The sequence below is a fragment of the Streptomyces sp. NBC_00513 genome, from assembly GCF_041431415.1.
Lineage (GTDB): Bacteria > Actinomycetota > Actinomycetes > Streptomycetales > Streptomycetaceae > Streptomyces.
Genome location: NZ_CP107845.1, coordinates 1,261,436 through 1,284,586 on the forward strand (window position 1 = coordinate 1,261,436; position 23,151 = coordinate 1,284,586).

Annotated in this window: 21 protein-coding genes; 11 read left to right on the forward strand and 10 right to left on the reverse strand. The window is 73.5% G+C overall.

Annotated features, from left to right (window positions below):
- Positions 1-173: 173 nt before the first annotated feature.
- The 5 genes from OHA84_RS06050 to tdh all read right to left on the reverse strand — a co-directional run bounded on the left by OHA84_RS06050 (position 174) and on the right by tdh (position 5,377).
- Positions 174-1,010 (reverse strand): class II fructose-bisphosphate aldolase, encoded by an 837-nt coding sequence (locus OHA84_RS06050; protein WP_266972806.1) that lies wholly within the window; start codon positions 1,008-1,010, stop codon positions 174-176.
- Entirely contained in the window at positions 1,007-1,909 is a 903-nt protein-coding gene (locus OHA84_RS06055) for an SIS domain-containing protein (RefSeq protein WP_053682008.1), read from the reverse strand. The genes OHA84_RS06050 and OHA84_RS06055 overlap by 4 nt, the downstream gene beginning before the upstream one ends.
- A gap of 171 nt (positions 1,910-2,080) precedes the next feature.
- Positions 2,081-2,995 (reverse strand): LysR family transcriptional regulator, encoded by a 915-nt coding sequence (locus OHA84_RS06060; protein WP_053682007.1) that lies wholly within the window; start codon positions 2,993-2,995, stop codon positions 2,081-2,083.
- Between the two features lie 12 nt (positions 2,996-3,007).
- The gene (locus tag OHA84_RS06065) at positions 3,008-4,210 is read right to left on the reverse strand and encodes a glycine C-acetyltransferase (RefSeq protein ID WP_053682006.1); all 1,203 of its coding nucleotides are present in this window, start codon (positions 4,208-4,210) and stop codon (positions 3,008-3,010) included.
- A gap of 138 nt (positions 4,211-4,348) precedes the next feature.
- Positions 4,349-5,377 (reverse strand): L-threonine 3-dehydrogenase, encoded by a 1,029-nt coding sequence (gene tdh, locus OHA84_RS06070; RefSeq protein WP_053681840.1) that lies wholly within the window; start codon positions 5,375-5,377, stop codon positions 4,349-4,351.
- Between the two features lie 214 nt (positions 5,378-5,591).
- On the opposite strand from tdh, the gene OHA84_RS06075 reads away from it, so the two are divergent.
- Complete coding sequence (locus tag OHA84_RS06075) at positions 5,592-6,500, forward strand: alpha/beta hydrolase fold domain-containing protein (protein ID WP_266972803.1); 909 nt, start codon at positions 5,592-5,594, stop codon at positions 6,498-6,500.
- A 69-nt stretch (positions 6,501-6,569) separates the two neighbouring features.
- Here OHA84_RS06075 and OHA84_RS06080 read toward each other — a convergent pair whose 3' ends face one another.
- Together OHA84_RS06080 and OHA84_RS06085 are read right to left on the reverse strand one after the other, a co-directional pair.
- The gene (locus OHA84_RS06080) at positions 6,570-7,286 is read right to left on the reverse strand and encodes a class I SAM-dependent methyltransferase (protein WP_266972801.1); all 717 of its coding nucleotides are present in this window, start codon (positions 7,284-7,286) and stop codon (positions 6,570-6,572) included.
- A gap of 153 nt (positions 7,287-7,439) precedes the next feature.
- Complete coding sequence (locus OHA84_RS06085; protein WP_266972799.1) at positions 7,440-8,390, reverse strand: LysR family transcriptional regulator; 951 nt, start codon at positions 8,388-8,390, stop codon at positions 7,440-7,442.
- 139 nt (positions 8,391-8,529) lie between these two features.
- On the opposite strand from OHA84_RS06085, the gene OHA84_RS06090 reads away from it, so the two are divergent.
- Positions 8,530-9,954: an MFS transporter gene (locus OHA84_RS06090; RefSeq protein WP_266972797.1), complete on the forward strand. Its 1,425-nt coding sequence runs from the start codon at positions 8,530-8,532 to the stop codon at positions 9,952-9,954.
- Between the two features lie 100 nt (positions 9,955-10,054).
- On the forward strand, positions 10,055-12,142 hold the full coding sequence (locus OHA84_RS06095; protein WP_371591579.1) for a SpoIIE family protein phosphatase: 2,088 nt from the start codon (positions 10,055-10,057) through the stop codon (positions 12,140-12,142).
- Positions 12,143-12,165: 23 nt separating this feature from the next.
- Here the strand turns inward: OHA84_RS06095 and OHA84_RS06100 are convergent, their stop codons facing one another.
- Positions 12,166-12,558, reverse strand: a complete 393-nt coding sequence (locus tag OHA84_RS06100) for a VOC family protein (protein WP_266953483.1) — start codon at positions 12,556-12,558, stop codon at positions 12,166-12,168.
- Between the two features lie 330 nt (positions 12,559-12,888).
- On the opposite strand from OHA84_RS06100, the gene OHA84_RS06105 reads away from it, so the two are divergent.
- The 6 genes from OHA84_RS06105 (at position 12,889) to OHA84_RS06130 (ending at position 19,540) form a co-directional block, all read left to right on the forward strand.
- Entirely contained in the window at positions 12,889-14,295 is a 1,407-nt protein-coding gene (locus OHA84_RS06105; protein WP_053681846.1) for an APC family permease, read from the forward strand.
- A gap of 317 nt (positions 14,296-14,612) precedes the next feature.
- The gene (locus OHA84_RS06110; protein ID WP_266972793.1) at positions 14,613-15,167 is read left to right on the forward strand and encodes a rhodanese-like domain-containing protein; all 555 of its coding nucleotides are present in this window, start codon (positions 14,613-14,615) and stop codon (positions 15,165-15,167) included.
- 432 nt (positions 15,168-15,599) lie between these two features.
- Positions 15,600-16,718 (forward strand): LLM class flavin-dependent oxidoreductase, encoded by a 1,119-nt coding sequence (locus OHA84_RS06115; RefSeq protein ID WP_053681848.1) that lies wholly within the window; start codon positions 15,600-15,602, stop codon positions 16,716-16,718.
- A 5-nt stretch (positions 16,719-16,723) separates the two neighbouring features.
- Complete coding sequence (locus OHA84_RS06120; RefSeq protein ID WP_199826616.1) at positions 16,724-17,587, forward strand: ABC transporter permease; 864 nt, start codon at positions 16,724-16,726, stop codon at positions 17,585-17,587.
- Between the two features lie 137 nt (positions 17,588-17,724).
- Positions 17,725-18,765 (forward strand): ABC transporter substrate-binding protein, encoded by a 1,041-nt coding sequence (locus tag OHA84_RS06125; RefSeq protein ID WP_266953491.1) that lies wholly within the window; start codon positions 17,725-17,727, stop codon positions 18,763-18,765.
- Positions 18,752-19,540 (forward strand): ABC transporter ATP-binding protein, encoded by a 789-nt coding sequence (locus tag OHA84_RS06130; RefSeq protein WP_266953493.1) that lies wholly within the window; start codon positions 18,752-18,754, stop codon positions 19,538-19,540. Before OHA84_RS06125 ends, OHA84_RS06130 begins: the two co-directional genes overlap by 14 nt.
- Before the next feature lie 130 nt (positions 19,541-19,670).
- Here OHA84_RS06130 and OHA84_RS06135 read toward each other — a convergent pair whose 3' ends face one another.
- On the reverse strand, positions 19,671-21,464 hold the full coding sequence (locus OHA84_RS06135) for a glycoside hydrolase family 15 protein (protein WP_053681851.1): 1,794 nt from the start codon (positions 21,462-21,464) through the stop codon (positions 19,671-19,673).
- A 115-nt stretch (positions 21,465-21,579) separates the two neighbouring features.
- Positions 21,580-22,134 (reverse strand): DoxX family protein, encoded by a 555-nt coding sequence (locus OHA84_RS06140; RefSeq protein WP_053681852.1) that lies wholly within the window; start codon positions 22,132-22,134, stop codon positions 21,580-21,582.
- Positions 22,135-22,243: 109 nt separating this feature from the next.
- Here OHA84_RS06140 and OHA84_RS06145 point away from each other — a divergent pair, with 109 nt between their 5' ends.
- On the forward strand, positions 22,244-22,708 hold the full coding sequence (locus tag OHA84_RS06145; protein WP_053681853.1) for a MarR family winged helix-turn-helix transcriptional regulator: 465 nt from the start codon (positions 22,244-22,246) through the stop codon (positions 22,706-22,708).
- A gap of 92 nt (positions 22,709-22,800) precedes the next feature.
- Complete coding sequence (locus tag OHA84_RS06150) at positions 22,801-23,103, forward strand: YkvA family protein (protein ID WP_266972789.1); 303 nt, start codon at positions 22,801-22,803, stop codon at positions 23,101-23,103.
- Positions 23,104-23,151 lie beyond the last annotated feature (48 nt).

The following is a 23,151-nucleotide window of genomic DNA, read 5'->3' on the forward strand; positions in this document are numbered from 1 at the left end:
CCTCCGGAGGTCTCGCGGTCCGTCGTCACTGGCGGAGGGCACACTAGAACCTGTTTCAAGAATCCGGAAGGGCCCCGTGGCGGGGTTCGCGACGGCCGCGCCGGACGGTCGGCGGCGAACCCCGCCCGGCGGGTCGCTCCCGGACCGCCGCACTCGCGGGGCGGCGGCCGCGCTCAGTTCAGGGCGGTGAGCATGGCGACGGTGGTCGCCGCCATCGCCGTTCGGGCCGCCGTGAGGTAGGGACGCGGGTCCGCCGGGGTGAGGTGGGTACGGATGGCCTCCGTCATGGCCACGTTGAGGGCGGTGCCGATGTTGACCTTGCGGATGCCGCCCGCGACGGCCGCCGCGAGTTCGGAGTCCGGGAGTCCGGAGGAACCGTGCAGCACGAGGGGGACGTCCACCGCCTTGGTCAGGCGGGCGAGCAGCGCGTGGTCCAGCGCGGCGGTCCGGCTGGTCATGGCGTGGGTGCTGCCGACGGCCACGGCGAGCGCGTCCACCCCGGAGTCGGCGACGAACCGTCGCGCCTCGTCCGGGTCGGTACGGGCGCCCGGCGCGTGCGGGTCCAGCGGCGCGGCCCCGTTCTTGCCGCCGACCTCGCCCAGTTCGGCTTCGATCCAGAGCCCGTTGGCGTGGGCCCAGTCGGCGGCGGAGCGGGTGGCCTCCAGGTTCTCGGCGTACGGCAGCCGTGCGGCGTCGTACATCACCGACCCGAAGCCGGCGTCCGCGGCCCGGCGCAGCAGTTCGGCGCTCTTGACGTGGTCGAGGTGCAGCCCGACGGGGACGGCGGCCTCCTCCGCGCAGGCGACGGCGGCGCGGGCGATGGGGAGCAGTTGTCCGCCCCGGAACTTCACCGCGTTCTCGCTGAGTTGCAGGATCACCGGCAGGCCCAGCTGTTCGGCGCCCGCGATCACGGCTTCGGCGTGTTCCAGCGTGATGATGTTGAAGGCGGCGACGGCGCGGCCGGCCTTGGCCGCGTCCGTCACCAGGTGGCCGGCGGGGACGAGGGTCATCGGACCGCCTCCTCGCCCGTGGTGAGGACGACGGAGCGGGTCAGGTTGCGGGGCGCGTCCGGGTCGAGCCGTCGGCGCGCGGCGACGGCGAGGGCCAGCCGGTGGACGCGGACCAGTTCGGCGAGGGGGTCGAGCCGACCCTCCACCCATGCGGCGCCGGCGGCGAGGACCTGGTCGGCGATGCCGTCGGGGGCCTCGCCCAGGGACCAGGTGGCGGTGCCGGGGCCGGTGACGCTGACGGGGCCGTGCCGGTACTCCATGGCCGGGTAGGACTCGGCCCAGGACAGCGAGGCCTCGCGCATCTTCAGGGCCGCCTCGTGGGCCAGTCCCACGCTCCAGCCGCGACCGAGGAAGGTGTACTGGTCGAGGGTCTCCAGTGCGGCGGGCAGCGGTTCGGCGAGCGCGGTGCGCGCGTCGGCGACGACGGCCGGGGTGTGGGCGCCGACGTGGGCCCGCAGCAGGGTCAGGGCCGTCGTGGCGAAGCGGGTCTGTACGACGGATCGTTCGTCCGCGAAGTCCAGGACGACGAGGTCGTCCGCGAGGGTCGTCACGGGCGTGGCCGGGTCCCCGATGACGGCGGTGGTCGGCACTCCGGCGTCCCGGAGCCCGGCCAGCAGGTCCAGTACCTCGGTGGTGGTTCCGGAGCGGGTCAGCGCCACGACGCGGTCGTAGCGGCGGTGGCGCGGGAACTCGGAGGCGGGAAAGGCGTCCGTCTCGCCCTGGCCGGACTCCTCGCGCAGGGCGGCGGCCGCCTGGGCCATGTAGAAGGAGGTCCCACAGCCGACGATCGCGGTGCGCTCCCCGCTGCGCGGCAGCAAGGTCCGGTGTGTCGTGGCCAGTTCGGCGGCCCGTTCCCAGCATTCGGGTTGTGTGGCCAACTCCTGCGCGACGTGACTCATGCGGGCTCCCTGGTACGCGACGACTTCGAGTGTGCGTTTTCTCGCAAGGTAGCGGGGAGTTTCACGCAACTTCAAGCATCCACGGCGGCGATCTGCCCGGGTCGACCTCGACGCGGGGGTCGGGCCGAGGCCCCTCGGAGCACACGAGCAGAACCAAGGGCGCCGGCCGGGTCAGTGCGTCGGGACGCGTTCCGCCTCGCGCGACAGGGCCGCCAGCACGGGGGCGATCAGCGGGTGGGACTCGGCGCCCCGGCGGGTGGCGGCGAAGACCCGGCGGGTTGCTGCGGGGCCGGCGACCGGGCGGACCTGGACCTCCTTGAGGTCCATGCCGCGCAGGGCCGAACGCGGCACCAGGGCGACGCCGCCGCCCGCACCGACGAGGGCGGTCACGGCACGGAAGTCGTCGGAGGAGTGCGCGAACCGCGGTTGGAAGCCCGCCAGTTCGCAGGCGAGCAGGGTCACGTCGTGGCACGGGTTGCCGGGGTACTGGCCCACCCAGTCGGAGTCGGAGAGGTCGGCGAGCGACACGGTGGGCAGGTCGGCGAGGGGGTGGCCGGCCGGGAGGACCGCGTCGAAGGGTTCCGCGTAGAGGGGGACGATCGACAGTCGGCCGTCGTCCGCGCCGGGGGCGCCGCGGTACTCCACCGCGAGCGCCAGGTCCGCCTCCCCGGCCAGCAGCAGCGGCAGGCTCTGGTCGCCCTCCGCGTCGCGGACGCGGAGCCGGATGCCGGGATGGTCCACCGCGAGGCGGGCGAGCGCCGGAGCGAGCACCTCCGCGATGCCGGTGGCGAAGGCGGCGACCGTGACCTCGCCGGCCGAGCCGCCCGCGTACGCCGCGAGTTCGGCTTCGGCGCGCTCCAGTTGGGCCAGCACCTCGTGGGCGTGCCCGACGAGGATCTCCCCGGCCGCGGTGAGCCGTACGCCCCGGCCGCTGCGGGTGAGCAGGGCGTGTCCGGTCTCCTGCTCCAGCGCGGCGAGCTGCTGGGAGACGGCGGAGGGGGTGAGGTACAGGGCTGCGGCCGCGGCGGTCACCGTACGGTGGTCCGCCACGGCCCGCAGGATGCGCAGCCGGCGGGGGTCGATCACCCCGCCATTGTCTCAGGCCACAGACGCCCCGAGCGCCGCACGGGCCTCGATGAACGCCGCCACCGCGCGCTCCACGTCGGCCGTGGAGTGGGCGGCCGACAGCTGCACGCGGATCCGCGCCGCGCCCATGGGCACCACGGGGTACGAGAAGCCGATCACGTACACGCCGCGCTCCAGCAGCAGCTCCGCCATCCGGGCCGCCTCGGCGGCGTCCCCGATCATGACGGGGGCGATGGCGTGGTCTCCGGGGAGGACCTCGAAGCCGGCGTCGGTCATCTTCGCGCGGAACAGCGCGGTGTTGGCGGCGAGCTGCTCGCGCAGGTCACCGGCCGACTCCAGCAGGTCGAGGACCTTGAGCGAGGCCGCCGCGATGACGGGGGCGAGGGAGTTGGAGAAGAGGTACGGACGCGAGCGCTGGCGCAGCAGTTCGACGATCTCGGCGCGCGCCGCGACGTAGCCGCCGGAGGCGCCGCCGAGGGCCTTGCCCAGGGTGCCGGTGATGATGTCGACCCGGTCCATGACCCCGTGCAGCTCGGGGGTGCCGCGGCCGCCGGGGCCGACGAAGCCGACGGCGTGGGAGTCGTCGACCATGACCATGGCGTCGTAGCGCTCGGCGAGGTCGCAGATCTCCGCGAGCGGGGCGACGTAGCCGTCCATGGAGAACACGCCGTCGGTGACGATCAGACGGCGGCGGGCGTCCTGCGCGTCCTTGAGCCGGGTCTCCAGTTCCGCGAGGTCGCGGTTCGCGTAGCGGTAGCGGCGGGCCTTGGAGAGGCGGATGCCGTCGATGATCGAGGCGTGGTTGAGGGCGTCGGAGATCACCGCGTCCTCGGCGCCGAGGAGGGTCTCGAAGACGCCGCCGTTGGCGTCGAAGCACGAGGAGTAGAGGATCGTGTCCTCCTGGCCCAGGAAGGAGGACAGGCGCGCCTCCAGCTCCTTGTGGACCTCCTGGGTGCCGCAGATGAAGCGGACGGAGGCCATGCCGTAGCCCCAGCGGTCCAGGGCGTCCTTGGCGGCGGCGACGACCTCGGGGTGGTCGGCGAGGCCGAGGTAGTTGTTGGCGCAGAAGTTCAGGACCTCGCCCGCGGAGCCGCCGGAGGTGACGCCGACGGACGCGTTCTGCGGGGTGCCGATGACGCGCTCGGGCTTGTGCAGGCCGGCGGAGCGGATCTCGTCGAGGGTGTTGCGCAGGTCCTGGCGGACGGTCTCGAACATGGCGGGCGTGCTCTCTTTCTCCTGGTGCGGCGGAGGGAGGGGGGCCGGGCCCCGCGGAGGGGGGAGGGTGTGCGGGGCCCGGCCGGAGGGAGATGGTTCGGGGGGACGGCCGCGGGCCGTCCGGGTCGGGCGGGGAGGCTACGCCGTCCAGTCGAGGATGATCTTGCCGCTGCGGGCGGTGGACGCCTCGTCGAAGGCGGCCTCGAAGTCGGTGTGCGCGTACCGGCCGGTGATGACGGGGCTGAGGTCGAGCCCGCCTTCCAGTAGCACGGTCATCGCGTACCAGGTCTCGAACATCTCGCGGCCGTAGATGCCCTTGATGGTGATCATCGAGGTGACGACCTTCGCCCAGTCGACGGGGAAGTCCTGGGCGGGAAGGCCCAGCATCGCGATCCGGCCGCCGTGCGTCATGTTGGCGATCATGTCCTGCATGGCCTCGCCGCGCCCGGACATCTCCAGGCCGATGTCGAAGCCCTCGCGCAGTCCGAGCGTGGCCTGCGCGTCCGCGATCGTCGACTCGCGGACGTCCACCGCGAGCGTGGCGCCGGCCTTGCGGGCGATCTCCAGACGCTCGGGGCTGACGTCGGTGATGACGACGTTGCGGGCGCCGGCGTGCCGGGCCACGGCCGCCGCCATGATGCCGATGGGACCGGCGCCGGTGATCAGCACGTCCTCGCCGACGAGCGGGAAGGACAGCGCGGTGTGCACGGCGTTGCCGAAGGGGTCGAAGATGGCCGCCACGTCGAGGTCGACCTTGGTGCGGTGCACCCACACGTTCTGCGCGGGCAGGACGACGTACTCGGCGAACGCGCCGTCGCGTCCGACGCCGAGGCCGATCGTGCTGCGGCACAGGTGGCGGCGCCCGGCCAGACAGTTGCGGCACTTCCCGCACACCAGGTGGCCCTCGCCGCTGACCAGCGCGCCGATCTCGATGTCCCGCACGTCGGCGCCCAGCGCCGCGACCTCTCCCACGAACTCGTGGCCGAGCACGAGAGGGGTCTTGACCGCGCCCTGCGCCCAACCGTCCCAGGCCCGGATGTGCAGGTCGGTGCCGCAGATGCCGGTGCGGAGCACCTTGATGAGCACGTCGCCGGGGCCGTACTCGGGCTCGGGGACGTCCATGAGCCACAGCCCGGGCTCGGCCTTGTGCTTGACGAGTGCCTTCATGAACGTGGCTCCAGGCATGCGGAGGGGAGCACCTCGGGGCGTGCGGGCCCGTGTGGTGTCTGACGTGCACCAATGTGCCGAGCGCGGTGGTGATCGGTCCATCGAGACTTTCTTAAGCGGGCCGACAGCGCAGCTTCACGCCTATGCTCCTCACCTGATGGGGCAGGGCCGGCGCGGGCAGCGCCGGGGGCGGGGAAAAGGGGAGGTGAGGGGCGTGCCGAGTCTGCGCAGCAAGGCGTTGTCGGTGGCGCTGATCGCGGTGGGGCGTCGAAGACGGTACGCCGGTGCCGAGGCCGTGCGGGCCCGGGTGGCGGAGTCCGCCAGGAGGCCCGCGTCGCATCTGCCGCCGCGTTCACTGGGCCGGGTCGCGGAGGTCTCGCGGGCCTTCGTCGGGGCCTGGCCGGTGTACGACGTGTCGCCGCGGGGCGTCGAGCCCGCGGCGCGGGTGTTGTACGTGCACGGTGGCGCCTACGTGGGCGAGTTGCTCCGGCCCCACTGGTCGTTGGTCCGCACCCTGGTCACGCGGGCGAGGGCCCGGGTGGTCGTGCCGGCGTACATCCTGGCCCCGCGCGGGACCGCCGACCGGACCGTTCCGGTGGCCGCCGACCTGCTCAGCGGGTTGATCGAGAGCGGCGGTGAGGGCGGGACGGTGCTGATCGGGGACTGTGCGGGCGCCGGGATCGCCCTGGCCGCCGCGCAGCGCCTGCGGGAGCGCACGGGGGCGCAGCCGTCCCGGATCGTCCTGGTCTCGCCCTGGCTGGACCTGAGCGTGAGCCATCCCGGTCAGGCGGCCGCGGAGCCGGGCGATCCGCTGCTGAGGCGGGCGGGGCTGATCGAGGCCGGGCGCCTGTACGCCGGTACGCTCGCCGCCGACGATCCGAGGGTCAGCCCGCTGCGCGGCGACCTCGCGGGGCTGGCACCGCTGACGGTGTTCACCGGGACCCGGGACCTGCTGGGCACCGACAGCCACGAGTTGCTCCGTCGGGCGCGGGACGCCGGCGTCGAGGTGGAGTTCCACGAGGCCGCGGGCCAGTCGCACGGCTACACCTTCCAACCGGTGCCGGAGGGCAGGGCCGCCCGCGAGCGGATCGTGGCGCTGACCCGGGCGGTCGCCACGCGGTGACGTGCCGGGCGGTGGGGGCGTACGGGGCGCGGGAGACGCCCGGGGCAGGTCTCGCACCGCCGGACGCCCTCAGGCCACGCAGGTCATCAGCGAGCTGACCGGCCTGGCCCGGTACGACGCCCAGAAGGCCTCGTCGCGCTCGGCGCAGGGGGGTGGGGTCCGCGCCGGCTGCCATCCCGCGGTGGTGAACCCGGCCTCGACGGCCGCCTCCGCGAAGTCGGCGTGCGCCCACTCGCGGAACTCGACGTGCACCGGGGGCTCGGTGAGGAACTGGGCCCGCACCAGGGGCGCGTCCCCGTCGGGGTCGCGTGCCAGGACGCGGAGCCCGAACGGGGACCAGTCCACGCGCGGGAAGGCCCCGGCGTTCGGGACGATGGCCAGCAGCCGGCCGCCGGGCCGCAGGTTGGCTCGGATGGACCGGAACATGGAGTGCAGGGCGTGCCGGTCGGGTGCGTGGTTGAACAGGTAGAGGGCCGTGGCCAGGTCGAAGGGGCCCAACTGCGGCATCGCGGCGGTTTCGGCGACGACGTACTCGATGGGCCCGGCCGGGCCGTCGTGGCGGGTCTCGCGGGCCCGTCGGATGCGTTCCGGGCAGTTGTCCACGCCCACGGTCCGCCGGGCCCCGCCGCTCGCGAGGAGTCGGGTGGTGCCGCCGTGTCCGCAGGCGAGGTCGAGGGTGTCGAGCCCGTGGACCCCGCCGAGGGCGTCCAGGGCGGTGCGCAGGGTGAAGGCGTCGGCCGCCGAGAAGGCGGTGGGGGGTGTCGGGCTGTCGTCCTGCTGTCGCATGTCCGCAAGCCTTCCCGGAGCGGGCCGGGGAGGGATGCCGTACGCGGGTGCGTCCCTCGGACGGGGTTTCGGGTCGGTCCGTACGGCGTACGGGGCTCGACGCCACGCCCCGCCGGGGGCGGGACCGTCGAACTCCCGCTTGCGGCGGGTACGTCAGGCCGCCGGGCCCGGGTCGCCGGCGGCCGTCCGGGTGCCTGCCTCCCGCGAGGTGATCAGGTCGCGGGCACGGTCGCGCAGCCAGGTGTGCGCCGGGTCGGCGTCGTGGCGGGCGTGCCAGGCCATGCCGAACGGCAGCGTCGGCAGCTCCAGCGGCACGGGGAAGGTCTCCAGGCCCATCCCGTGGGCCAGCGGCGCGCCCTGCGTGGTGATCAGTCCGACCAGATCGGTGTCGCGGAGCACGAAGAGGGAGGCGGGGTAGGTGCCCATGCTGCCCCGTACCCGCCGGGTGAGGCCCTGTTCGGCGAGGGCGGCGTCCACGGGCCCCTGGAGCCGGCCCCGGCGCGAGACGATCAGGTGTTCGGCGGCGGCGAAGCGGCGTGCGGTCATCCGGCCGCGGAGCAGGGGGTGGCCCGCGCGGACGACCCCCACCATCCGCTCGTCGGCGAGGTGTTCGACGCGGACCTCGGGGGCCCGGCTGTCGATGACGGTGAGCTCCAGGTCCGCGACGCCCTCCCGCAGTGCCGGCACGTCGACGTGGCTCTCGGAGAGGAACCGGAGCCGTACTCCCGGTGCCTCGCTCGTCACCCGGGAGAAGAGGGCCGCGCCCGACACGGCCGTGAAGGCGTCGTTCGCGAGGACGGTGAAGGTGCGGGTCAGGGTCGCCGGATCGACCTGGCCACCGGAGAGGAAGAGCGCGCGGGCCCGTTCCACGACGGCCCGCACCTCGCCGTGGACGGCGAGGGCGTGCGGGGTGGGCACCATGTTCCGTCCGGCGCGGACCAGGACCGGATCGCCGAGGGCCTTGCGGATGCGGCCGAGGGTGCGGCTCATGGCCGGCTCGGACAGGTGCAGGCGGGCCGCCGCGCGGGACACGCTCGACTCCTCCAGCAGGACGTCCAGGGCCACGAGCAGGTTCAGGTCCATCCCGGATTGCGTCACACGCATCGATCCCTTGCACACATTGCACTGGAAAGCAGGTCACGCCCAGCCTACGGTGAGCGGGGCGGCCGATCCGGCCCCCCTTCAGGGCGGCCGGACCGCCCGAGCAGCACCCACCCCGCACCGACCGACTCCAGGAGGAGCCGTGCTCCGCCATGCCCAGAAACCGTCCCGGGCCGCAGCCGCCCCCGCCCTCACCCGCCCCGCCCTGCTCGTCCTGTGCGCCTGTGTGCTCGTCGCCCAGGGCATGGTCGCCGCCGTGAACCTGCTGATCCCGCAGCTCGCCGCCTCCGCCCTGCGCCCGACCCCCGACCAACTGCTGTGGGCGGTGGACGCGTACGTCATCGTCTTCGCGGCGCTGCTGATCCCGGCGGGAGCCCTCGGCGACCGCCACGGCCGCAAGGGGGCCCTGCTCGCCGGACTCGGCCTGTTCGCCGCCGGCGGGGCGCTGAGCGCGCTCGCGGGGGATCCGGCCGTACTGATCGCCGGGCGCGGTCTGTGCGGGGCGGGCGCGGCGCTGATCATGCCGGCCACCATGTCGGTCCTGGTGCACCTGAGCCCGCCCGAGCAGCGTGGCCGGGCCCTGGCCACCTGGACGCTGTCCGCGGGCCTCGGGGGCCTGGCGGGCAACGTCGGAGGTGGTCTCGCGGGCGAGTTCCTGACCTGGCGGGCCCTGTTCTGGGCCGTGGTCCCGCTCGCCGCGCTGCTCGCGCTCGCGGTGGCCCGCACGGTCCCGCGCACGCCCTCCCGTCCGGACGCGTCCGTCGACCCCGTCGGGGCGCTGCTGCTGGCCGGGGCCCTGTTCGGGGTGGTCTACGGGATCATCGAGGGGCCCGGGCACGGGTGGGCGTCGGCGCGGGTCCTGTCGGCGTTCGGTGCGGGGGCGGGGCTGCTGGCGGCCTTCACCGGGCACGCGTTGCGCGGCGCGCACCCGCTGCTGGACCCGCGGATCTTCGCGTCGCGCAAGCTGCGGGCCGGGACGCTGGGGATCGGGGCGGCGTTCTTCGGGCTGTTCGCGCTGTTCTTCGTGAACGCCCAGTACCTCCAGTACGCGAAGGGCTTCTCCCCCGCCGTCACCGGCCTGGCGATCGTCCCGCTGACCGTGGGCATGGCGCTGGTCCCCCGGCTGGGTGCGCGACTCCAGGAGCGCACCGGGCCCCGGCTGCCGGTCGGCGTCGGGTTGGGCCTGATCGGGGCGGGGCTGCTGCTGGTGTCCACCGCCGACGCGGACACCCCGTACGCCGTGTACGCGCTCCACCTGCTGGTGCTGTCGGTCGGTACGGGGTTGTGCGCGCCCTCGCTGACCCTGACGGTGGTCGCGGAGCTGCCCGCGCACCAGGCCGGGCTGGGGTCCGGTCTGAACACGGCGGCCCGGGAGATCGGCGCGGCCCTGGGCGTGGCGGTGGTGGGCTCCGTGTCGGCCTCCCGTTTCCACGGCGATCCGCGCGACCCCGCGCAGGTGGTCGCCTTCACCGAGGCCATGGGTGTCGCGCTGCGGACCGTGTCCGTGGTCCTGCTGATCGCGGCGGTCGCGGTGGTGGCCGGGTACCGGGAGCGGACGCGCGGATGACCCCGCCGACGGGTGTGCGGGGGCGCGGGCGCGGGCGCATGCTGGCTGTGTGACGGCCGGACCGGACAGTGGCACCCCCGCCACCGACGCCACGGCCCGGGTGCTCGCGCGGGCGGCCGTGAAGGCCATGGAGGCCGTCGGTGGGTACGCGGGTGGTGTCTACCTGCGCTCCGGCACGGAGGGCAGGCTGCGCATGGCGGCGGTCAGCGGGCTGCCCGTGCGGTTGTTCCGGCCGTGGTGGCGGATGCACGTGAACCGGCCGTACCCGGTCGCGGAGGCCTACCGGTCCGGGCAGGCCGTCCACCTGTTTGACGCCGAGTCGGCGATGCGGCGCTTCCCCCAGCTGATGGCCGGGCTGCCGTACCCCTTCGCCTCGCTGTACGAGCCGGTGACCACCGGCGACGGCGAGCGGTTCGGGGTGTTGCTGGTGCTGCGCCCGGCGACCCCCGGCGTGCCGGTCGACGCCGCCGATCGGAGGCGACTGCGGCAGACCGCGGACCGGCTCGCGAAGGAACTGGCCGCGCTCGCGGCGACCGGTGCACGGGTGGTGTGGGACGACGATCCCGTGTCCGTGCCGGGGCCCTCGGCGACCGACGACGCCCGGGAGGCCCTGGACCGGCTCACCCAGGCGGTGCTCTCGACGGACCGACAGGGCCGGATCGTCACCTTCAACCCGGCCGCCCGGACCATGCTCGGCATCGACGACGCCTCGCACGGGAAGGTGCTGTGGGAGGCCCTCCCCTGGCTCGGGCATCCGGCGTACGAGGACCACTTCCGGGCCGTGTTCCTGGCCTCGGACCCCGTGTACTTCCCGGCACGGCGCGGCCCCCATCCGTCCGGGGAGTGGCTCGCGGTCGGACTCCATCCCGGGCTCGGCGGGGTGACCGTGACGATCGGCGCCGCGGAACCGCCCGCCTACGCGCCCGGGTCCGTACAGCACCCCGGCGCCGGCCTGGCCGGTTCTCCCGCCGACCGGGCGTCCGCGCTGTACCGGCCGGTCGCCCTGGCCATCGCGCTGACCGAGGCGATGACGGCCCGACAGGTCTCGGCGGTGGTCACCGAGGAGTTGCTGCCGGCCTTCGGCGGACGCCAGTTGGCGATCTACCTGCTCAACGAACGCCATCTGCACCTGGCTTGGGAGACCGGGTTCCCCCAGGGGTTCCTGGACCGGTTCGACGGGGTCGGGCTGGACGTGCGGCTGCCGGGCGTGGAGACGCTTACCACGGGTCGGCCGATGTTCTTCGAGTCCATGCAGCACTTGGCCGCCGCGTACCCGGGGATCCCGCTGGACGCCGACGTGGGTGCCCGCGCCTTCCTCCCCCTCATCGCCTCCGGTCGGCCGGTGGGCTCCTGCATCCTCGGCTTCGACGTGCCGCGCGGTTTCAGCCCGGAGGAGCGCACGGTGCTCACGGCACTGGCCGGGTTGATCGCCCAGGCCCTGGAGCGGGCCCGGCGTTACGACAGCGAGACGACGCTGGCCCGCGGACTCCAGGCGGCGCTGCTGCCGCACCGGCTGCCGGTGCGCGACCACGTGGTGACGGTCGGCCGGTACCTGCCCGGCACCGCGGGCATGGACGTCGGCGGCGACTGGTACGACGTCGTCGAGACGGGCCCGGACATGCTGGCCCTGGTCATCGGCGACGTACAGGGCCACGGGGTGGCCGCCGCCGCGACCATGGGTCAACTGCGCAGCGCGGTGCGGGCCTTCGCGTTGAGCGGCAATGACCCCGAACAGGTGATGCGGGGCACCAACCGGCTGCTGATCGACCTCGACCCGGGCCAGTTCGCCAGTTGCTGTTACGTGTTGATCGACCTGGCCTCGGGCCGGGCCCGCGCCGTCCGGGCGGGCCACCCGCAGCCGCTGCTGCGCGAACCCGACGGCCACACCTCGGTGTTGGACCTGCCGGGCGGGGTGGTGCTCGGCATCGACGCGGACGCCGGCTATCCGGTGGCGGAACTGCGGCTCGCGGCGGGCTCGGTGCTGGCCCTGTACACCGACGGGCTGGTGGAGCGGCCCGGCATCGACATCGACGTGGGCGTGGAGCGGCTGCGGCTCGCGCTGGCCGGCGGCCGGCCGTCCCCGCTGACGGACATGGCCGACCGGCTGGTCCACGAGGTCGGGAACACCGACGACCGGCCCGACGACATCGCCCTGCTGCTGGCGTCCCGCACGGAGCCGCCCCGCTAGATCCTGTCGTCGGGGGCCGGGGCTCAGGTGCGCAGAGGGCCGGTGGCCGCGAGGGTGAAGGAGTGCCCGGCCGGGTCGCTGAAGAGCCGGGCGTCGCGCGGGCCGTCCTCCACGTCCACGTCCAGGGGCCGGGCTCCGAGCGACACCGCCTCCCGCTCGGCCTCGTCCAGGTCCTCGGCGGCGACCTGGATCCGCAGGTGTGCCTGTTGGGAGTCCTCGGGGCGCGGCCAACTCGGCGGCGCGTGACCGAGGTCCCTGCGGATGGCCAGGTGCACGCCGGGGCCTCCGACGACCTCGACCATGTCCAGGCCCACCCCGGCCCGCACCTCGGCTCCGAGGAGATCGGCGTAGAAGTGCGCCAGGCCTTCCGGCTCGGCGCAGTCCAGTACGAGAACGCTCGTCTTCTTGACCGTCATGGGCCGCGCTTACCCGCAGTAGCCTCCCGTACGCGGGGCTCGGAGCCGTTCTGGTCCCGGATCGGCAAAGCGGAGGAAAATTCGCGACGATCATCCTGCGGTTCCCGCACCGCTCGTTCGTTCAACGTTTACGCGGCCTTAACACCGTATCGGAGGCCGGGAGCGGGCGCGTGACGATGGAATCCGCAGGTGAACAGCTCTTGACCTGCGGATCTCGCAGGGATTGCATGACGGCCCGGGAGCCACCGAACCACCTTGCTCACCACCGCCTCGGAGGCGATACCGCTCCCGCGCTCACTCACCGCATCTGCCGATCGGAACACCGCACCGATGTCTGACACGATCAGCGCACCCCAGGCCCTCGCCCCCGCCACCGGGCCCGTCCCCCAGAAGCTCAAGCGTTCCATCGGCGTCGTCGGCGGAACCCTGCTCACCCTCTCGTGCGTGACGCCCGCCTCGACGCTCTTCGTCGTCGTGCCCGACCTGTTCGCCGACCTCGGCACCTGGGCCGCCCTGACCATCGCCATCGGCTCGCTGCTCTGCGTCGGCGTGGCGTTCTGCTACTCGGAACTGGGCACCCTCATCCCCAGCGCCGGTGGCGAGTACGCGATGGTGTCCACCCTGGCGGGCCGGCTCGCCGGGTGGCTCGTGTTCGTGTTGTCCCTGCTCGTGGTGATGATCGTGCCGCCCGTGATCGCGATGGGCACGGCGGACTACCTCGCACCGGTGATCGACGTGCCGGCACCGGTCGCGGGCGCCGGCGTGATGCTGCTCGCCACCCTCGCCGGTCTGCTCGACCTCCGGGCCAACGCCTGGATCACCGGCATCTTCCTGGTCCTCGAAGTGATCGCCGCCGCACTGGTGGCCGTACTCGGCTTCGCCCACAGCGAGCGCGGCGCCGACGTGCTGGTGCACGGCGCCGTCGCCACCGACAACGGGGGCACCTCCCCCGTCACCGCGATGATGGTGGTCTCGGGGCTGGCCATCGCCCTCTTCATCACCCAGGGCTTCTCCACGGCCGTCTACCTGTCGGAGGAGTTGGAGAACCCGCGCCGCAACGTCCCGCGGACCGTGCTCGCCACCCTCGCCATCTCCACCGCCGTCATCCTGATCCCGGTCATCGCCATCACCATGGGCGCCCCCGACCTGGCCGTGCTGACCTCCGGGGACATCGGCTCGATGGTCACGGCCTGGTCCAACTCGGCCGTCGGCACCTTCGTGAGCCTCTGCGTCGCCCTCGCGATCGTCAACGCGGGCATCGTGATGGTCATCCAGAACTCCCGGGTGCTCTTCGCCTCCGCCCGCGACAAGGCCTGGCCCGAGCCGGTCAACAACGCCCTGTCGCGGCTCGGCCGCTTCGGCTCCCCGTGGGTGGCCACGCTGCTGGTCGGCGTTCCGGGCGCGGCCATGTGCTTCGTCAACCTCGACACCCTCTACGGGGTCACCGGCGTCTCGGTCACCGGCATGTACCTGCTGGTCGCGGTCGCCGCGCTGTACAGCCGCCGCGGGACGCACGGGGCGTCGGCGGCCTGGCGGATGCCGCTGTGGCCGGCCGTGCCGGTGGTGCTGATCGCCGTGTTCGCGTACATCCTGACGCAGCAGGAGACGCGGTACCTGCTGTGGACGGGCGGGATCACCGCCGTCGCCACGCTGTACTGGGCGCTGTACCTGCGCCCGCGCCAGGACAGCCGTTGGCTGGTCAGCATCCCCGATGACGGCGAGGAGGCCGCCGCCTGAGGGCGACGCCACCGCCGCCCGCGCACCTCACGACGAAGCCGACCCGGCCTGCGCGCCGGGTCGGCTTCGTCGTATCCACATTGCGGGCGTGTTGCGAGCGTCGCGGGGCGCCGGCGCGCACGCGTCCGGGGTGTCTATGATCCGCGGCATGGCCGTCACGCCGCGCGTTCTGCCGCGCCCCTGTTGTCGACGCTGACGCCTGCCCGCACGCCCCCACACGCCCCGCCGCGCCTTCGCCCGTGCCCGGGGGCACCCACCGCGGTACCTCCGAGCCGATCTCGTTCCCGCGCCGTTCCCTTCCGAGGAGCACGTCCGCCATGAGCACTCCCCTGACCCTCGCCGTCACGGTCGACCAGGTCCATGCCCGCCCCGAGGAGTTCGCCGTCGTCGACGTCCGCACGCCGGGCGAGTACGCCTCCGGCCACCTGCCGGGCGCGACCAACATCCCGCTCGACCGGATCACGGACTCACTGCCCGCGCTGCGGAAGGCCGCCGAACTCGCCGGGGGTTCCGGCGGGGCGCTGCTGCTGGTCTGCGCCTCCGGAGCCCGGTCACGGAACGCGGCCCACACCCTGGCCGGTCACGGCTTCACCGCCGGCAGCCTGACCGGCGGGACCGGCGCCTGGTCCGCGGGCGGTCACGCACTGGAGTACCCCGCCGAGGGCCGTCGGGCCGTGTGGGCCATGGAACGGCAGGTGAGGATCACCGTCGGCACGCTCGTCCTGTTGGGGCTGGCCCTCGGCACCTTCACGCACCCGGCGTTCCTGCTCCTGAGCGCCGCGGTGGCGGGCGGGCTCGTGTTCTCCGCGCTGACCGACACCTGCGCGATGGCGTCGGTGCTGGGAAGGCTGCCGGTCAACCGTCGCCGGTGACCCGATCCGGGCCCCGCGCCCGCGTCCCCGCCCCTCGACTACCGTCCCACTTCCCGGAACGCCGGCGTCCACGATACGGACCGCGCTTGTCCCGGGTGGTCGAACCCCGACAGGATGCGGCCATGGCCCCCCTTCTCGTCTCGCGTCGTCACGTGGATCTGCTGCGCGTGTCGACCATGCTCTGTCGGGCCGACTCCTCCCGTACGCACGGCTGTTGATCCGCCGCTCCTGACAGCGTACGGATGACCGCGCGCCGCCGGGCGCGCCGCGAACCGCGTTCCCGTCCGCCCTCGTGCGGCCCCGGTACGCCGCTCTCGAATCCACCCCGGCGCCCTCGCGCCCTTCGCGTTCGCTCCTGACTCCCTTCTGCCCGTGTACACGTGCCACCGCCGGGCGGTGGCACGTGCCGCGCTGCCCCGACGAGGTTTCACCGTGCCCGAGAACCCCCTTCTGCTCCACTGGTTCCTGCCCACCGGCGGGGACGGCCGCGACCCCGGCGGGGTGACCTCCGTCCAGGGCCGCACCGGAGCGGCCACCCGCCGACCGGCCGACATCCCCTACCTGGCGCAGGTCGCCCGGGCCGCCGAGCAGGCCGGCTTCCACTCTCTCCTGACGCCGGTGGGCCTCGGCTGCGTGGATCCCTGGATCCTCACCTCCGCACTGGCCCAACACACGGACCGGATCGGGTTCCTCGTCGCGTTCCGGGCGGGCCTGGCCGCGCCCACGCTGATCGCGCAACAGGCCGACGCCTTCCGCCGGTTCGCGAACGGCCGGCTCGGCCTGAACCTGGTGACCGGCGGAGACCCCGCGGAGCAGCGTGCCTACGGGGACCACTTGGAGCACGACGCCCGCTACGCGCGCACCGACGAGGTGATGGCGGTGCTCCGGGACCTGCTGGACGGCAAACAGGTGGACCACCGCGGGACCCATCTGCGGCTCGAAGGAGCCCGGCTCACGGATCCGGCGACGCGACACCACGTCCCGCTGTACTTCGGCGGAGCGTCGGCCGCCGCGGAGGACGTCAGCGCCCGCCGGGCCGACGTACAACTGCTGTGGGGCGAGCCGCCCGCCGCCGTCGCCGCACGTGTGAGCCGACTCCGTGAACGGGCCCGCGCCGCCGGTCGGACCCTGCGCTTCGGACTGCGGCTGCACGTCATCAGCCGGGACTCCGCGGCCGAGGCCTGGTCGGAGGCCGACCGGATCCTCGCCGGGCTGGACCCGGAGGCCGTCCGGGCGAGTCAGGAACGGTTCGCGACCATGGACTCCGTCGGGCAGGCCCGCATGGCCGCGCTGCACGGCGGGGTCGCGGACGCGGCGCGACTGACCGTGTCGCCGAACCTGTGGGCGGGCATCGGCCTGGTCCGCGAGGGCGCCGGCACCGCCCTGGTCGGCTCGCACGACGAGGTGGCCGCCCGACTCGCGGAGTACCGGACCCTGGGAATCGACGAGTTCATCCTGTCCGGGTACCCCCATCTGGAGGAGGCCTTCCGGGTCGGCGAAGAGGTGGCGCCGCGGCTGCGGGCCCTGACCGGGACGGCGGCCTCGGCGTGAGCACCCTGCTGACCGCGGCGACCGATCGACTCCCCTCCCCCGACGCGGACCCGACCGTCACCGCGGGCCGCCGGCGCCGGCTCCGTGAGGCGGGGCGCCGCGGCGCCCTGCGGCTCGTGTCGCTGATCGTGCTGATCGGGGTCTGGCAGGCGGTGGTCGCCGCCGAGGTGTGGCCCCGGGTGCTCGTCCCCTCGCCCGGTGACGTGTGGCGGCAGTTCGTGCTCGCCTCCACCACGCACGACGGGGTGCGGGGTTACGGCGGCCACCTCCTGATCGAACACCTCGGGGTGAGCCTGGGCCGGATCGGCACCGGCGCCGGGTACGCCGTGCTGGTCGGGGTGCCGCTCGGGCTGCTGATCGGCGTGGTCCGACCGTTGGCCGTCGTACTGGAACCGGTGGTGACGTTCCTGCGGACCCTGCCCCCGCTCGCGTACCTGTCGCTGCTCGTCATCTGGTTCGGCATCGACGAGGCCCCGAAGATCTGGTTGCTGGTGATCGCCGCCCTGCCGCCGATCGCCGCCGCGACGGCCGCGGCCGTTCGCACCGTCCCCGATCAACTCGTCGAGGCGGCGCGCGCCTTGGGCTCGGGTCCGGCGCACCTGCTGCTGTCGGTGCGTCTTCCCGCCGCGCTGCCGGAGATCCTCACCGGCATCCGGATCGCGGTGGGTGTGGCGTACACCTCCGTCGTCGCGGCGGAGACCATCAACGGGACTCCGGGCATCGGCGGCATGATCCGCGACGCACAGCGCTACAACCAGACCGCGCTGGTGATCGCGGGCATCCTCGCCATCGGGCTGTCCGGGATCGTGCTCGACGCCCTGTTGCGCGGCGTCGAGCGGATCGGCGTGCCCTGGCGCGGCCGCACCTGAGTGGTCCGCACCACCCACGGACGCGACCTCACCTCACCACACCTCACAGCACCTCACTTCGCCCCGCCCCGCCCCGCCCCGCCCCGCCCCAACACCGCACCACTCGGACAGACCACCACTCACACCGGAGCACAGCCATGACCGGATTCCTCTCGCGCCGTACCTTCCTGCTCGCCGCCGCGGTCACCCTGACCGCCGCCGGCGCCACCGCCTGCGGGGGCGCCGGCGCGAACTCGGACGGCGCGGGGCGCACCACCGTACGGATCGCCTACCAGTCGATACCCAACGCCGACCTCGTCGTGAAGAACCAGCGGCTGCTGGAGAAGGCCCTCCCCGAGGCCGACGTGAAGTGGGTGAAGTTCGAATCGGGGGGTGATGTCAACACCGCTGTCCTCGCGGGGGCCGTGGACCTCGGCCTGGCCGGCTCCAGCCCGGTCACGAAGGGGCTGTCGGCGCCGCTGAACATCCCGTACAAGGTGGTGTGGATCCACGACCTGATCGGCGACAACGAAGCCCTCGTCGCCAAGCCCGGCATCGGCTCGGTGAAGGACCTGGTCGGAAAGAAGGTCGCCACCCCCTACGGCTCCACCTCGCACTACTCGTTGCTCGCCGCACTGACCGCCGCCGGAGTCGAACCGTCGTCCGTGAAGACCATCGACCTCCAACCCCAGGACACCCTGGCGGCGTGGAAGCGCGGGGACATCGACGCCGCGTACGTGTGGACGCCCACGCTCGGCGAACTGGCCAAGGACGGCAAGGTGTTGATCACCAGCCGACAGGTCGCGCAGCAGGGCAAGCCGACGGCCGACCTCGGGGTGGTGACCAACGACTTCGCCGCCAAGCACCCGGAGGTGGTGACCGCCTGGCTGAAGGCCCAGGACCAGGCGGTCGCCCAGGCGCGTACCGCACCCGATCAGGCGGCCAAGTCGATCGGCGCGGAGCTCGGCCTGCCGGCGGGCGAGGCGAAGCGCCAGTTGTCGGAACTGGTGCTGCTGAGCGCGAAAGAGCAGACCGGGGCGGAATACCTGGGCACGCCCGGCGCCCCCGGCAAGCTGGCCGGCCACCTGCACGACGCCGCGGTGTTCCTGAAGGGACAGAAGGCGGTGGACGCGGTCCCGGGCCAGGCCGTGTTCGGGCGGGCGCTCGCGGTGGAGGAGCTCGGCCGTGCCGCGAACTGACGCTCCCCCGGCGCCCGCGGCCGTGGAACTGGTCGGCGTGTCCGTCCGCTACGGTCCGGCGAAACAGCGGGTCACGGCGGTCGAGGGGGTCGACCTGCGGATCCACCCGGGCGAGTTCGTCGTCCTGGTGGGCCCCTCCGGCTGCGGAAAGACGACCCTGCTGCGGGTGGCCGCCGGCTTCGAACGGCCGGCGGTGGGAACGGCCCTGGTCCGGGGCGGGACCCCGGAGCCCGGCCGCGGCGCGGGGGTGGTGTTCCAGCAGCCTCGGCTGTTCCCGTGGCGCACCGTCGGCGGGAACCTCGGCTTCGCCCTGGCCCGGCACGGGGTCCCGCGCGCGGAGCGGCCCGCCCGGATCGCGGAGCTGCTGGAGCGGGTGGGGCTGCCGGGCCTGGCGGCGCGGCGTACGTGGGAGCTGTCGGGCGGCCAACAGCAGCGGGTGGCAATCGCCCGGGCGCTGGCGGCGGAGCCGGAGCTGTTGCTGATGGACGAGCCCTTCGCCGCGTTGGACGCGCTGACCCGGGAACGGCTCCAGGAGGAGGTGCGTACGCTGGCGGCCCGCCTCGGGACGACGGTGCTGTTCGTGACCCACTCCGCCGACGAGGCCGTCCTGTTGGGCTCCCGCGTCCTGGTGATGGCGGCGAATCCGGGCAGGGTGGTGGCGGAGCTTCCGGTCCCGCTCGACCGCGCTCCGACCACGGACGTCGCCGCGTTGCGCTCCTCCCCGGAGTTCGCCCACCTGCGCGGCCGGCTCACCGAGACCATGCGTCGCCCCTGAACGGCCCCGGCGGCCGGGCGGGGAGGGCGGGGCGACCTCGCCGCCCGTCCCGGCCGCGCCCCGTACCGACCCCTCGCCTCCCGGCGCCGCGCGCCCACCGTCGCGCGCCACCGGGATCCCACACTCCCGGTCAGTCCGACGAGGGGTCCCGGCTCAGGGTGAGCGCGGTGTTCACCAGGCCGACGTGGCTGAACGCCTGCGGGAAGTTGCCCAGTTGGCGGCCGGCGACGGGGTCGTACTCCTCCGCGAGGAGACCCACGTCGTTGCGCACGGACAGCAGCATCTCGAAGAGTTGCCGCGCCTCCTTGCCCCGGCCGGTCATGTGCAGGGCGTCGGCCAACCAGAACGAGCAGGCCAGGAAGGCCCCTTCGTCACCGGGCAGACCGTCCACGGAGGGGCCTTCGGTGCTGTAGCGGCGGACCAGGCCGCTGCGGCCGAGTTCCTCGCGGACGGCGTCGACGGTACCGATCACGCGCGGGTCGTCGGGGGGCAGGAATCCCACGCGGGGGATCAGCAGGGTCGCGGCGTCCAGTTCGCGCGAACCGTAGTACTGGGTGAAGGTGTTGCGTTCCGGGTCGAAGGCCTTCTCGCACACGTCGGCGTGCACGTCGTCCCTTATGGCCCGCCAGCGTTCCAGGTCGCCCGGCATCGACGGATCCGTCTCCAGGGTCCGCACCGTCCGGTCGGCGGCCACCCAGGCCATCACCTTGGAGTGCGTGAAATGACGGCGCGGACCGCGCACTTCCCACAGTCCCTCGTCCGGGCGGCGCCAGTTGCGCTCCAGGAAGTCGAGCAGCGCGAGCTGGATCTGCCAGGCGTGCGCCTCGCTGGCCAGCCCGGTGGACCGGGCCAGGTACAGGGAGTCGATGACCTCGCCGTACACGTCGAGCTGGAGTTGGTCGACGGCCGCGTTGCCGACGCGGACGGGGGCGGACTCGGCGTACCCGCGCAGCCACGGCAGGTCGAATTCCGGGATCCGCCGCTCGCCCGCGATCCCGTACATGATCTGCAGGTCGGCGGGGTCGCCGGCGACGGCCCGCAGCAGCCACCTCCGCCACTCGCGGGCCTCGTCCTTGAAACCGGTCGCGATGAGGGAGCCGAGGGTCAGGGTAGAGTCGCGCAGCCAGCAGTAGCGGTAGTCCCAGTTGCGGACGCCGCCGACCTCCTCGGGCAGGGAGGTGGTCGCGGCGGCGACGATCCCGCCCGTGGGGGCGTACGTGAGGGCCTTGAGGGTGATCAGCGAGCGGGTCACGGCCTCCTTGTAGGGGCCGTCGTAGGTGCACTGGGAGGCCCACTGCGCCCAGTCGACGAGCGCGTGTTCCAGCGCCTGGTACGGGTCGACCTGCTCGGGGCGCGGCTCGTGAGACGGGTGCCAGGTCAGGACGAAGGCGACCTTCTCCCCGGCGGAGACGGTGAACTCCGAAAGGGTGGTGTTCTGCTCGCCCCAGGTCCGCACGGGCGGCTCGCTGCGGAACCAGACGGAGTCGGGACCGGCGACGGCGACCCGGTCGCCGGCGGAACGTCGGACCCAGGGGACGACGTGGCCGTAGTCGAAGCGCAGGCGCAGGGTGCTGCGCACGGTGACCTCACCGGACAGGCATTCGACGATCCGCATCACGTCCGGCGCGGTGTCGCGCTGCGGCATGAAGTCGATGACCTTGATCGTGCCGTCCTCGGTCTCCCAGAGGGACTCCAGGACCAACGAACCGTCGATGTATGCCCGGCGCGTGCACCGCTCCCCGTCGGCGGCGCTCTCCGGGGCGATGCGCCAGTGGCCGTTGTCCTTCTCGCCGAGGAGGGCGGCGAAGCAGGCGGCCGAGTCGAAGCGCGGCAGGCACAGCCAGTCGATGGACCCGTCTCGGCCGACCAGCCCACTGGTCATCAGGTCGCCGATGAGTGCGTAGTCTTCGATGGGTTGTGTCATTTGTGCGCTCTTCCCCCGAATACCCGGGGCCAATCAGACCGGCCCCGGGACACCCTCTTGCGCGCGGGTTTTCGGTGGGTTTCGCCGCGGCCGGGGCGGCCGGAGGCGGGCGTGCCTAGCCGCGCACCAGCAGCAACACCGCGCCGAGCACCACGCCGAGGGCGAGGGCGAGCGCGCCGTGGGCCGCGCGGTTCTCGCGCAGGACGGGGACGAAGCGGTCGGCCGCGTACCGGCCGGGGCCGGTCAGGGCGAGGGCGGCGGCGCCGACGGTCAGGAGCAGTTCGTACTCGATGCCTTCCGGGGCGAAGAACGAGCCGACGCCGTGAACGGCGAGCGCGTTGATCATGGTGCCGACGAGGGCTGCGCCGGCGAGCGGGGTGAACAGACCCGCGGCGAGGCCGAGGCCGCCGAGGGTCTCGGTGAGTCCGGCCAGGACGGCCATGGCGTCACCCGCCGGGTAGCCGCTCGCCGTGAAGAACTGGCCGGTGCCGCCGATGCCGCCCCCGCCGAACCAGCCGAACAGCTTCTGGCTGCCGTGGGCGGCCATGGTGAGGCCGAGGACGACGCGCAGGAGCAGCAGGCCGGTGTCCAGGCCGGTGGTGGTGAGGGGGCGGGGGGCGGCCGGTGCGGCGGCCGGAGCCTTCGTCGTGGTGGCGGAGGCGCTGGTCATGGGGGTTCCTTCCGGTCGAGCCGGCCCGAGTCGGTAGTTCAAATTCGAACCGGCGATCCCGACCCTAACCATTGATTCAAATTGGAACAACCCGCTGTATCCTGTGCCCATGGCTGAGACGAGATGGTTGGACGATCGCGAGATGCGGGCCTGGAACGGCTTCCTGGCCGCCTCCGCCCTGGTGAACCGGCGCCTCGACCAGCAGCTCAAGGACGACTCCGGACTCTCGCACCCCCAGTACGAGATCCTCGTTCGACTGGCGGCGGCGCCCGATCGCGAGCTGCGCATGACCGAGCTCGCCAACGGACTGATCAACTCCAAGAGCGGGCTGACCTACCAGGTCACCCAGATGGAGAAGGCCGGACTGGTCCGCCGCCGCAGCTGCCCCTCCGACGTGCGCGGAGTCTTCGCCGTCCTCACCGAAGCGGGCAGCGCCCGGTTGGACGCGGCGGCGCCGGGTCATGTGGCCGCCGTCCGGGAGGCCCTCATCGACGTGCTCACGCCGGACCAGCTCGACGCCCTCGCCGCCGGCCTCGGCGAGGTCACCCGCCGACTGCGGGAACAGGGCGCCTGAGGTACGACCGCCCGAGAAGCGGCGCGCGACAGGCAGCCCGCCCGGGAACAGGCCGCCCGAGGGTTCCCGCCCGCACGGGGTATAGGAGTGGCATGGACGGAAAAGTCTGGCTCACCATCGCCGTGATCGTCGCCGTCGGGCTGGCGGCCCTGGCCGCCGTACTGCTCGTGCGGGTGTTCAAGGCGCGGAAGCTGCTGGTCGACGCGGGGATCCCGCTGCGCGACAAGGCCCTGTTCTGGGTGGCCGTGGCCTACACGATCTCGCCCGTGGACCTGATCCCGGACCCCGTGTACCTCGACGACATCGGGGTGCTCCTGCTGGCCCTGCGCTCCCTGCAGGCGGCGGCGACCGCGGCCCGCGGCGCCGGCAAGGCGCCGGACCGCGCCCTGCCCTGAGCCGACCGCCACCGCATCACCCCCTCGGCGGACCGCCGCCGCCCCGTC